This is a genomic window from Nesterenkonia salmonea, assembly GCF_005771525.1.
Lineage (GTDB): Bacteria > Actinomycetota > Actinomycetes > Actinomycetales > Micrococcaceae > Nesterenkonia > Nesterenkonia salmonea.
The window spans coordinates 1-12,280 of the sequence record NZ_VAVZ01000012.1; the positions used below are offsets into that span (position 1 = coordinate 1).

Sequence of the window (12,280 nt, forward strand, 5' to 3'; positions counted from 1 at the left end):
CGTAACCAACCAAAAGTGTTCAGTTTTCAAACGTCGATAAGTGTCCAGTTTTCGACCGTCGTTGACACCGGTTCCGTTCGAGAAGCTAGTTCTTGGTGACGTTGCCTTTCGCGGTGGCGCCATAGGCGGCTATTTGCGTGCGGCGCTGCATGCCCAGTTTTGTCAGCAAGGCAGAAACGTAGTTCTTCACAGTTTTCTCTGCCAGATTCAGTCGGGACCCAATCTGTTTGTTCGTCAGCCCTTCAGTGATCAACTCGAGAACTTGTGATTCACGCCTAGTGAGGCTGACCACAGGGTTCGGCTCACCGTGCGGTGACGTAATGGATAGGTGCACCCTCCGCGCAAGGTCTTCCGTGACCAAGCTTTCCCCCTGAGCAACCCTGTGGATCTTGTCCAGAAGGTGCCTACCCTGAACATCTTTCAGCACGTACCCCGAAGCTCCCGCCAGAACCGCAGCCATGCTCGATGCGTCATCATCGTAGGCGGTGAGGATCAGGCAGCGAATATCGTTATGAGCCGACAGGATGCTGCGGCATAGGTCGATTCCATTGCCGTCAGGGAGGCGCACGTCCAGCACCACGACGTTCGGTGCGGTCACAGCGACCCGGTCGAGTGTTCCCCGGACGGACGCCGACTCGCCTACAACTTCCAATTCGGGGTCAGCGCTGATCACCTGCGCGACGCCGCGTCGAACAACCTCATGGTCTTCGACGAGAAAGACTCGTATCATTCGTTCAACTCCGAGCTGAGGGGTGCATGCCATCGGGCACGACTACCTCCTGATGAGAGGGGTTCGAGATCAAACGTGCCGCCATGTGCCGCAGCCCGCTCGCTGAGGTTAGCCACACCACGGGAGTGCGCTGGGCGGTCTGGAACTCCTATACCGTCGTCGCTCACAGTGACAGTGATGTCCGTCTCTGTGGCAACGACGGCAACTTCGACAGTCTCTGCATCAGCATGACGGACCACATTGGCCAGAGCTTCTCGGATGACAGCTACGACATCTTCCACAAGCTGTCCGGTGATCATGAGATCGATGGGTCCGGTCAGAGTGACGCGTGGTGAGGCTGGGAGCTGCTGCCCGAGTTCCGTGACGGCATCGAGGATTCGATAGCGCGAGGCTTGAGATGGGCGTCGGGCGGTGAGCGTGAAGATGGCCGAGCGAATGTCGACTATCGCTGCATCAATTGCTGAGACATGTTCTTCCAGCACATCGGCATATGAGGGGACAGAGCCTGCAAGGGCCTGCAGCCCTAGGCCTGTGCCGAACAGTCGTTGGATCACATGGTCGTGAAGGTCTCGAGCAGTGCGTTCACGGTCCGCGGTGACTTCAAGCCTCTGCCGGCCTATCCGTGCCTGCGCGAGGGCTACTGCCCTGCCTGCTTGGGCGGCGAAATCCGAGACCATTCCGAGATCCCCGGGGGTGAATGGAGCGTGTTGGCCTCCGCGTGTGACACCAAGGGCCCCAACCGCCGCACCCGAGACGACAAGAGGTACGGCGATAGTTGAACCGTTCAGCCCCTTGCCCTTTAACAGCGGCTCATCCGTCGAATCCACCTGAGTCAGGCCCTGCTCTCCTGCAAGAGCGCGAGTCAGGACCGAATCGGTGGTGTGAAGAAAAGTCCCCTGGATTGCTGACGCTCGCTCTCCGTAAGCGGCAGCAACATGTGCCCTGGTTCCGCGAGCCCTTGATAGAACGATGTAAGTAAGGTCAGCGTCCGTCAGCTCCGCCGCTTGGGCGGCGAGGACACCGAAGACATCGTTCTGCGCGGACTCCAGGAGTGCTGCCGTGACGGAACCCACTGCAGCACTGACACGCTGTGCGCGCTGAGCCTGATCGTAGAGTCGCGCGTTACTAATTGCTGTGGATGCTGCCGCCGCCAGTGCCGTGACCAGATCCTCATCATCTTCAGTGAATACTCCACGGGACCGGTTGGTGAGGTAGAGATTTCCGAAGTGTTGTCCACCGATCGTGATAGGGACGCCGAGAAATGTCCGCATCGTCGGATGATGCTCGGGAAATCCAACCGCGCGGGGATGGGCAGTGAGGTCATCTAGCCGAGTTGGACTGGTGCGCTCATTCACGACTTCAAGAACTCCACGCCCCTGTGGCGGGAACCCAATCTTCTCCACCACGTCAGCAGGCATGCCTACAGGTATGAACCGATCCAGGTGCCCGTCGGGGTCCATCACGCCGATGGCTCCATACTGTGCGTCGACGAGAGTAATGGCTGACTCGACGATGCTGCGCAGCACATCCTCTAGGTCGAGTTCCTCTGTGACGAATTGGCTCGCTTTGAGAAGGGCTCGCAGCCCCCGAGACTCCGTGAGGAACCGGCGACGCCGGGCCGCTGAGACGTACGATTCAGCACGCTGAGCGCCAGTGGCTGATTCTGAAGACGGAAAATCATCGACACACACGGCCTCGCCACCTCGCTAACTGATTTTCAGCTTACACGATGGCAGAAAAGTAAAGAACCTTCTCCCCCGGCCCTTTAGTATTGACAGCCCTTGAGGTTAAAAACGCCAATTACCCTATTCTTCGGGCGCCCCTTCCTTCACTCCAGGACGAGGATGAGGTCCCCGCCGTCAACCTGCTGAACACCGCTCACCGCGAGCCGTGCGACCGTGCCGGTCGAGTGAGCTGTAATGCCGGACTCCATCTTCATCGCCTCAATACTGGCGATCGTCTGGCCGGCCTCCACCACATCTCCTTCCGCTACCTGGACTGACACTGCCCCTGCGAATGGTGCCGCAACATGGGTCGGATTGCTGGGATCAGCCTTCTCCGCAGCAACCACCTTTGACTCCACAGACTCGTCTCTGACCATCACCTGACGAGCCTGGCCATTGAGTGTGCACATCACTGTGCGCATGCCCTTCTCATCAGGTTCGGAAATGGTCTGCAGGGTCACCAGCAGCCGGACCCCCTTGCCCAGCGAGATCACATGTTCGTGCCCCGGAGTCATCCCATAGAGATAGTCACGGGTGTGCAGCACGTGGACATCTCCGTATTTCTCACGCGCCGCCTCAAAGTCCGCGGCAGGCCCGGGGAAGAGCAGCCTGTTCAGCGCAGTGCGGCGTGTAGCGGAGTCTGAGTCCAGTGCGGCGGCGTCGTCCTCGGAGAGATCCTCTGCCAGTGGTTTGACCGTCCGACCCTCCAACGCTTTGCTGCGGAAGGGCTCCGGCCACCCTCCTGGAGGGTCGCCCAACTGGCCCGCCAGGAACTGAATGACAGAGTCGGGGAGATCGTATTCACCGGGACTCTGCTCAAACTCCGCAGGATCGGCACCAAGACCCACCAGCTGCAGGGCAAGGTCACCAACTACCTTGGAGCTCGGGGTGACCTTGACCAGCCTGCCGAGCATCTTATCCGCCGCGAAGTACATGTCCTCGATCTGCTCGAAGCGCTCACCCAGCCCGAGTGCGATCGCCTGTTGGCGCAGATTGGAAAGCTGCCCTCCAGGGATCTCGTGCCGATACACGCGCCCAGTGGGCCCGGGCAGACCGGACTCGAACGGCGCGTAGATGCCGCGAACCGCCTCCCAGTAAGGCTCCAGTGACGCCACGGCATCCAGACCCAAACCGGTGTCACGCTCAGTGTTCTCCAGCGCTGCCACCAGCGCCGAGGCTGGCGGTTGGGAGGTGGTCGATGCCATGGAGGCTGTCGCCACATCCACGGCGTCGACTCCGGCTTCTGCGGCAGCCAGCAGTGTGGCCAACTGTCCGCCAGCGGTGTCATGGGTGTGCAGGTGCACCGGCAGGTCGAACTCCTCCCGGAGCGCCGTGACCAGGGTCCTCGCTGCTTGCGGGCGCAGCAGGCCGGCCATGTCCTTGATCGCGAGGATATGCGCACCTGCATCAACCATCCGCCGGGCTAGCTTGAGATAGTACTCCAGCGTGTAGAGGTTCTCCTGAGGATCGGCAAGGTTGCCGGTGTAGCACAGGGCAGCCTCAGCCACCGCGGTTCCGGTGCCGCGCACCGCCTCGATGGCAGGTATGACCTGGTTGACGTCATTGAGCGCATCAAAGATCCGGAAGATGTCCACACCCGTGGCGGCGGCCTCTTCGACGAACGCCTCAGTGACCTTCAACGGGTAGGGCGTGTACCCGACCGTGTTGCGCCCGCGCAGCAGCATCTGCAGGGGTATGTTCGGCATCTCATCGCGCAGCCAGGCCAACCGGCCCCAGGGGTCTTCGGAGAGGAAGCGCAGCGCAACATCGTAGGTCGCCCCGCCCCAGACTTCCGCTGAGAACAGACCAGGTGTCACATGGGCGACTGCCGGGGCTGCAGCCAACAGGTCACGGGTACGCACCCGCGTGGCCAACAGTGACTGGTGGGCGTCACGGAAAGTGGTGTCAGTGACCGCCAAAGCCGTGGACTGGCGGAGAGTTTTGGCGAAACCTTCAGGGCCCTCATCCAGCAGCACATTCCGCCACCCGGCAGGCTTGGAATGCTGGGATGGTCCGTCAAAGGGTGACCGGTCAGGTTCGTCCCGTTTATCCCCGGGGAACTTCGGCAGCTTGTCACGGGGGTCAAGGCCCTGGACCCGGGGACCATGAGGCTGATTGACGGTGATATCAGATAGGTACTGCAGGGCCTTCGACCCGCGGTCCAGTGACCGGTTGGCTGTGGCCAGCTCCGGGTGCTTGTCGATAAAGTCAGTGGCGGTGTCGCCGGCCAAGAACTCCTCAGAGCTGAGCACATTGAGCAGGAACGGAATATTGGTCGCCACGCCGCGGATCCTGAATTCGGCCAGGGCGCGGCGCGAACGAGCCACTGCTGTGAGGTAGTCCCGTCCCCGGCAGGTGAGTTTGACCAGCATCGAATCGAAATGCGGGCTGATCTCTGCGCCGGCATAGGCGGTGCCACCATCAAGCCGGATCCCAGAACCACCGGCGGATCGGTAGGCCGTGATGGTGCCGACATCGGGCCGGAAACCATTGGCTGGGTCCTCGGTGGTAATCCGGCACTGCAGTGCCGAGCCGCGCACCCGCAGATCCTCCTGCCGGATCCCCAAATCCTCCAAGGACTCTCCTGCGGCGATGCGTATCTGAGAGGCCACCAGATCTATATCGGTGATTTCTTCGGTGACGGTGTGTTCTACCTGAATGCGGGGGTTCATCTCAATGAACACGTGCTGGCCGGCCCGTTCACCGGCGGTCTCCAGGAGGAACTCCACAGTGCCGGCGTTTCGGTAGTTCATGGCCTTGGCGAACGCCACGGCATCACGGTGCAGTGCCTGCCGGACATCCTCATCCAGGTTCGGGGCCGGGGCAATCTCGACTACTTTCTGGTGCCGGCGCTGCAGCGAACAGTCACGTTCAAAGAGGTGGACCACATTCCCCTCATCATCTGCGAGGATCTGAACCTCAATATGCCGGGGCCGTTCCACCGCCATCTCGATGAAGACTGTGGGGTTGCCGAAAGCGGTGTCGGCCTCATGCATCGCAGCCTTCAGCGCGTCGGCCAGGTCCTCGCTGCGCTCCACGCGTCGCATACCGCGTCCACCGCCGCCGGCAACTGCCTTGACGAAGACCGGGAAACCGATCCGCTCGGCCTCAGCGGTGAGTTCGTCAACATCTCTCGACGGGTCTGAACTCTCCAACACTGGGATTCCGGCGGCCTTCGCCGCCCTGAGCGCTTTGACTTTATCCCCAGTGGACTCCAACACACTGACCGGCGGACCAACAAAAGTGATGCCTGCCTTCTCCGCTGCGCGAGCAAGCTCGGGGTTCTCAGAGAGGAAACCGTATCCGGGATAGATGGCCTCGGCGCCTGCATGCTGCGCGACGCGGATGATCTCATCCACATCCAGATACGCACGGACCGGGTGGCCCTCTTCACCGATTCTGTAGGATTCGTCGGCCTTCTGCCGGTGCAGTGAGTTGCGGTCCTCATGCGGATAGACCGCCACCGTGCGGGCACCCAGCTCCACGCCCGCGCGAAGTCCACGAATGGCGATCTCGCCGCGGTTGGCCACCAGAATTTTCGAAAACATCAATCAATGCCTTCCGAGGTTGCGTTAAGAGTCACCACCCCGTTGTGGCAACCGAAGCCAACACTACCCTGCGCCATGTTTCGACCAGGAAACGACGACGCCGCTGCGCCGCTCATGAGGCGAACAGGGCGTTGGTCACCGGCTGACCTCTGACCAGGGTGGCATACCACTCCAGACAGGCTCCATCGGTGAGGGAGGCGATCTGGTCGATGATGGCACGGTGTCTGCCGGCGTCGTCGTCCGCGGAGCGAAAATCCGCCTGAAAAGGCGGCTCTAGGAACTGGTCGCCCGTCTCCATCAGGAGTCCGTGAAGTGCCTGCAGGACATCAGACTGCCGCTTGTACACCGGCAGCTGCTCCCGGGAGGCCATGATGTAGTGCGCAGCGATCCCCTTCATGACGCAGATCTCTTCCAGGGTCTGCTGCGGGATCACCAGGTCCGCCTCATGCCTGACCAGTGGTTTCTCCCCGTGCGCGCTGCGGGTGGCTGACCAGAAGTCGTGACAGAACCGTCCGATCAACTCAGAGGTCATGTTCTTCAGCGCTGCCAACGCACGCCGAGAACCATCCGACTCCCGCACCCAGTTCTCGCTGGCTTCCAACCTGGCGATCGCGGCGTCGACCTGATCCTCCGGGGTCTCCGGGAGGTACCACTCCTGAGCGGTTTGGATGACTCTGGCCCGTTGGACGCTGTCCTGCAGAAACTTCAGCTGAAAGCGGCCGTTGACGATGCCGTCCTCCACATCATGGACGGAATAGGCAATGTCATCGGCTGCATCCATCACCTGCGCCTCCATGGATTTGCGGGTGCCCTCTACCCCTGCGCGCATCCAGGTGAACGCTTCTAGATCGTCTTCATAGGCACCGAACTTCTGGCTACGGGTTCCATCAGGGGTCAGCGGCGCCTCATGCGCACGCCACGGGTACTTCACCGCAGCATCCAGGCTCGCCCGCGTGAGGTTCAGCCCAGCGGACCGACCGTCCGGATGAAACCGTTTGGTCTCTAAGCGGCAGAGGATGCGCAGGGTCTGGGCATTGCCCTCGAATCCGCCGATGTGTGCGGCAAGCTCGTTGAGCACTTTTTCCCCATGGTGTCCGAAAGGCGGATGCCCGAGGTCGTGGGAGAGGCAAGCGGCATCCACTACGTCCGGGTCGCAACCGAGCATGCGGCCCAGTTCGCGCCCCACCTGGGCAACCTCCAGCGAGTGCGTCAGCCGGGTGCGGGAGAAGTCGTCACTGCTGGGTGAGACCACCTGGGTCTTTGCTCCCAGCCTGCGTAGAGCGGAGGAATGCAGCAGGCGCGCACGGTCACGTTCGAAGCTGGAGCGGTAGGCCGACTTGCCATGTTCGGGCACCCAGCGGTCCTCATCCGCTTCGGTGTACCCCGGGGCTAGGGCCGAATACTGCCCCTCGATACGCTCAACATTCCGTACGCTCATGACGTCAAGCCTATCCTCCGGAGATGTCTACCTCGGCGGCCTGAATCATCTCCTGCTGGTCCGCGTTCAGCTCCTGGGAGGCGAGCCAGTCTTCGGGCAGATGCACCTTCTTGGCGGATCCGGCACGGCCGCGTGGTCCCTCGGCCGCCTGGCCCGGGTAGCCGAGGCTCTGATCTAGCTCACCGAGCAGATCCTGAAGCTGCTGCAGCGATTCCACAGTGACCAGCTGCGTGCGCAGCGCTGATCCCACCGGGTACCCCTTGAAGTACCAGGCCACATGCTTGCGGATGTCCTGCATGGCTTTGCGCTCGTCGCCGTCGAAGTATGGGATGAGCAGTTGGGCGTGGTGCATCAGGGTCCGGCAGACCATCTCAACGCCTGGCTGGTACCTGTCATCGCGACCCTCAAACGCGGCCTGCAGATCGCCGAACAACCATGGTCGGCCTTGGCATCCTCTTCCCACGACCACGCCGTCGACCCCGGTCTGCTCGATCATGCGCACCGCATCCTCAGCACTCCAGATGTCTCCGTTGCCGAGCACGGGGAGATCGGGCAGGGAGTCGCGGAGGTGCTTGATGGCGTCCCAGTCGGCTTGGCCGGAGTAGTGCTGGCGTGCTGTGCGTCCATGCAGGGCGACTGCTGCCACACCGGAGTCGCGGGCGACTCGGCCTGCTTCGATGAAGGTGAGGTGGTCCTCGTCGATCCCTTTGCGCATTTTAACGGTGACCGGGATATCGGCATGGGATGCCTCGCGGACCGCGGTGGCGACGATGGATTCGAACAGTCGGATCTTCCACGGCAGCGCTGAACCGCCGCCCTTGCGAGTGACTTTCGGGACGGGGCAGCCGAAGTTGAGGTCGATGTGGTCTGCGCGGTCCTCTTCGACCAGCATCCGGACTGCGTGCCCGGTCGTGACGGGGTCGACCGAGTAGAGCTGCACCGACCGGGGAACCTCATCGGGCTCATGCTTGATGATGCGCAACGATTCTGGTCGGCGCTCCACCAGGGCGCGGGCGGTGACCATCTCATTGACATAGAGTCCGCCGCCGTACTCGCGGCACAGCCGGCGGAAGGCTGTGTTGGTGATGCCGGCCATCGGCGCGAGCACAACGGGCGTCTTCACGGTGATCGGCCCCAGCTGAAGCGGCGGCAGCAGGGCGGTACCCGTAGGGTTGTCGAGAGTTTCTGTCACGTTTCTATTGTCCGTATCTGGTCAAACCACGGCACCACTTGACCCTGCCTTAGTGAAATGACCTGCCTCTAAAGCATCGGGTAAAACAACTAAGGCGGGGTAAACCGGGGGTGGGCAGGATTAGTTGGCGTCCCGGGCGTAGATGAGCGCTTCGAAGTCGACCTCAGCCTCGTCATCCGCGGCGAGCTCATCGGTGACCCGCTTCAGCGGAACCATGGAGTCGTCGACCTCCACTGAGACCGGGAAGCGCGCCGCCACCAGTCCCAGCAGTTGCCGGACCACATGCTCGGCTTGGCCGTCACCCAGGCTGGGGTCCCAGCCCAGCAGCACGTCAGCGGGGTCGTCGGTGCGTTCGGGGGTGTAGCTGATGGCGAAAGCCAGAATCGGTTTGGCGTTCTCATCAGCGGTGGACCGCAGGACGACGGCGCCCGTGGCACCAGACTCCGGTGACAGCAGCATCTGCTGGGCCCGGCCAATCGTCATCTCAGCGCGGTCCCACCCGTGGACGGCATTGTAGAAGTCGGTGACCACCTGGGTCAGCTCCACCGAGCCAGTGGCGATCTCCTCCAGGTCGATGGCCAGGTTCTCCACATCCGGCACAGGCAAGCTGCCTGGCTGAACGATGACCTCGCGTGAATGCTGGACCTTGCGGAAGCCGTTGTCCTTCAGGAAGCACTGCGCGGCGGAGCCTTTGGCGCAGCGCGCTTTGAGACTCTGAACCTCACAGTTGGGGATCTCAGCCTCAAGGATCTGCAGCATCTGCGCCGCCACTCCCCTACGCCGGTAGTCAGGAGCGACTTCCGCGTAGAAGGAGAGCCGATCCGGGTGCAGGGAGGAGCGGAAAATCGTGGCTGCGGCCAGCGGAATGCCATTGTCCTCAGCCACGATGCAGCGTGACCAGGGTTCATTGGCGGAGGGCCGCAACAGGCTGCGGTCCCTGTGGTGCATCGGATTCTCAGGGTCGCCCCATACTTCCAGGAGCTTGAGATCATCCCCCTCGACCCAAGGCCGAACGGTGAGGCCTGAGTCGAGAGTCAGAGTGGGCTGGCCCGAGGGCGCGTTCGGCAACATCGCCAGCTAGCGTAAACCCGATATAGCGTCCACGCAAAGCGCTTCTGTCAGTGACATCAGAACCGATCAACCCAAAAGCTTTTCCGCGAGGTAACGCTGGACCTGATCCAGTGCCACGCGCTCCTGTGTCATCAGGTCCCGATCACGGATGGTCACAGCCTGATCCTCTAGGGTGTCGAAGTCCACCGTGATGCAGAACGGAGTGCCGATCTCGTCCTGTCGGCGGTAGCGGCGGCCAATCGCCCCGGAGTCGTCGTAGTCGATGTTCCAGTGCCTGCGCAGTGAATCGGCAAGCTGCTGGGCGGGTCCGGCGAGCTCTGACTTTTTGGACAGCGGAAGCACGGCCGCCTTCACCGGCGCCAGTTTGGGGTGCAGTTTCAACACGGTGCGCACATCGGTGCCACCCTTGGTGTTGGGGGCCTCGTCCTCTGTATAGGCGTCCACGAGGAACGCCATCATGGACCGGGTCAGCCCGAAGCTGGGCTCGATCACATAAGGCACGTAGCGTTCGCCGCTGGCCTGGTCGAAGTAGCTGAGCTCCTTGCCGGAGTTCTTGATGTGAGTTCCCAGGTCATAGTCGGTGCGGTTGGCGATGCCCATCAGCTCGCCCCATTCCGAGCCCTGGAACCCGAACCGGTACTCTAAGTCGATTGTGCTGGCTGAGTAGTGGGCGCGTTCGTCTTCAGGGACGTCGAACCGACGGAGGTTCTCCGGGTTCAGGCCCAGGTCGGTGAACCATGCCTCGCACGCTTCAACCCACTGGTCAAACCATTCGCCAGCCTTCTCAGGGGGCACAAAGTACTCGATCTCCATCTGCTCAAACTCACGGGTGCGGAAGATGAAGTTGCCGGGGGTGATCTCGTTGCGGAACGCCTTGCCGATCTGGCCGATGCCGAACGGCGGCTTCCGGCGCGCTGAGGTCACCACATTGGCGAAGTTCACAAAAATGCCCTGGGCGGTCTCAGGGCGCAGGTAGTGCAGCCCTTCCTGGTTGTCCACCGGTCCCAGATAGGTCTTCATCAGTCCCGAGAACTGCTGGGGTTCGGTCCACTTCCCGGGCTGGCCCGTCTCAGGGTCACGAATATCGGCCAGGCCGTTCTCCGGCGGGTGACCGTGCTTAGCCTCATAGGCTTCGATGAGGTGATCGGCACGGTAGCGCCGGTGCGTGTGCAGAGATTCGACCAGCGGATCGGTGAAAGTCTCCACGTGTCCGGAGGCTTTCCAGACTGCCGCCGGAAGGATGATCGCTGAATCCAGTCCCACCATGTCACCACGACCCCGCACGAAGGTCTGCCACCATTCGGCCTTGATGTTCTCCTTCAGCTCTGTGCCCAGTGGACCGTAGTCCCACGCGGAGCGTGAGCCGCCGTAGATCTCGCCAGATTGGAAGACGAATCCGCGGCGCTTGGCCAGGTTGGTGACTTTGTCGAGCGTGGACTCTTTGGCCATGGTGGTGAGGAACTCCTCGTTGTTGAGCTGTGGCCTCAGGACTCTGAGGGTCATGTGGTCAGGACGACGCAGGCCAGCTTACCGCTGATACGCGCCAAAAGGGTGCGTTTTTACCTGCCTCTGCCGCGCATCATGTCTGGAAGGGAGGCGACGACGACGGCGACGAGTGTCATAGCCGTACCCAGCACTGTCGCTGTGGTCACCACTGAACCAGGTGCTGGCACCACCAGATCCAGAACCAGGGACCCGATGAGCTGTCCGGCAATCATGCCCATGGCGGCAATCAGAACCCCGACCTGCGTCACCAGCAGGGCACCGCCCGCAATGAAGACAATGCCCAGGGGACCACCGATGTAGTACCACCACGTGGTGGGCAAGTGTCCCGGAATACCGCCGTCCATCAGGAGTTTGACGCACCACACGATCAGCAGCAGAGCGGATCCTGCCAGGAAGTTGAAGAACGTTGCGGGGATGGGGCTCCGGTACGCGGCTGATTGGCGGCCATTGAGTGCTTGCTGTCCGGCGTTGAGGAAACCTCCGGAGAACGGCAGGATCACCAGCAGCAGCCACACCAGTTCTCTGTCTGTCCCCACAAGTTGGGGCGACACCGCCCAGGCGACCGCGATGACCGTCAGGGCTGCGCCGAGGAAACGCATTGGGGTGATGTGTTTGCGGCCTCCCGGTCCCAGTCCGACTCGGTCCCAGAGCAGACCGCCGACAGTTTGTCCCGTCACGACCGCCACCGTAAACACTGCGACACCGATCATGCCGATGGTCAGCGTCTGCGTGAGCACAAAGTAACCGCCGACACACCCTGCCAGCAGGTACCACCACTTCACGGCACCGCTTCTCATGGCCGGCCGCACACGCGCCATGGTGCGCCGCCCAGCTGGTGTGAGGAACGCGATGAGGCACATCACCACGAACCCGATGAAGAAACTAAGGAACGCCGCGAAGAACGGGTCCCCGGTCTCGGCGGAGAGTTCGGCATTGACTCGGCCCTGCCCCGGTATGGCCATGCCCGCAACAATCATTACCAGCAGCAGACCGACCCACACCACGGGTGACCGTGCCGGCGGATCGTTGGAGCTCTCAGAGGTCATGGACCCAAGCGTAAACCGGGTGTCG

At 62.0% G+C, this 12,280-nt stretch carries 8 protein-coding genes; all 8 read right to left on the reverse strand.

All coding sequences use genetic code 11. From position 1 onward, the window contains the following. Positions 1-85: 85 nt before the first annotated feature. The 8 genes from FEF26_RS05760 to FEF26_RS05795 all read right to left on the reverse strand — a co-directional run bounded on the left by FEF26_RS05760 (position 86) and on the right by FEF26_RS05795 (position 12,255). The gene (locus FEF26_RS05760; RefSeq protein WP_138252647.1) at positions 86-730 is read right to left on the reverse strand and encodes a response regulator; all 645 of its coding nucleotides are present in this window, start codon (positions 728-730) and stop codon (positions 86-88) included. Then, a complete protein-coding gene (locus tag FEF26_RS05765) occupies positions 727-2,421 on the reverse strand; it encodes a sensor histidine kinase (protein WP_138252589.1) in 1,695 nt (564 codons plus the stop codon). Before FEF26_RS05765 ends, FEF26_RS05760 begins: the two co-directional genes overlap by 4 nt. 137 nt (positions 2,422-2,558) lie before the next feature. After that, positions 2,559-6,002 carry a pyruvate carboxylase gene (locus FEF26_RS05770; protein WP_138252590.1) on the reverse strand — a complete coding sequence of 1,148 codons (3,444 nt, stop codon included), beginning with the start codon at positions 6,000-6,002 and terminating at the stop codon, positions 2,559-2,561. A gap of 112 nt (positions 6,003-6,114) precedes the next feature. Beyond that, positions 6,115-7,440 carry a deoxyguanosinetriphosphate triphosphohydrolase gene (locus FEF26_RS05775; RefSeq protein ID WP_138252591.1) on the reverse strand — a complete coding sequence of 442 codons (1,326 nt, stop codon included), beginning with the start codon at positions 7,438-7,440 and terminating at the stop codon, positions 6,115-6,117. A 10-nt stretch (positions 7,441-7,450) separates the two neighbouring features. Continuing rightward, the gene (dusB, locus tag FEF26_RS05780) at positions 7,451-8,632 is read right to left on the reverse strand and encodes a tRNA dihydrouridine synthase DusB (protein WP_138252592.1); all 1,182 of its coding nucleotides are present in this window, start codon (positions 8,630-8,632) and stop codon (positions 7,451-7,453) included. Positions 8,633-8,752: 120 nt separating this feature from the next. Beyond that, positions 8,753-9,703 carry a GNAT family N-acetyltransferase gene (locus tag FEF26_RS05785; protein WP_138252593.1) on the reverse strand — a complete coding sequence of 317 codons (951 nt, stop codon included), beginning with the start codon at positions 9,701-9,703 and terminating at the stop codon, positions 8,753-8,755. Positions 9,704-9,769: 66 nt separating this feature from the next. Continuing rightward, the gene (locus tag FEF26_RS05790) at positions 9,770-11,152 is read right to left on the reverse strand and encodes a glycine--tRNA ligase (RefSeq protein ID WP_138252648.1); all 1,383 of its coding nucleotides are present in this window, start codon (positions 11,150-11,152) and stop codon (positions 9,770-9,772) included. 110 nt (positions 11,153-11,262) lie between these two features. Further along, entirely contained in the window at positions 11,263-12,255 is a 993-nt protein-coding gene (locus FEF26_RS05795) for a DMT family transporter (protein WP_138252594.1), read from the reverse strand. Between the last annotated feature and the right edge of the window lie 25 nt (positions 12,256-12,280).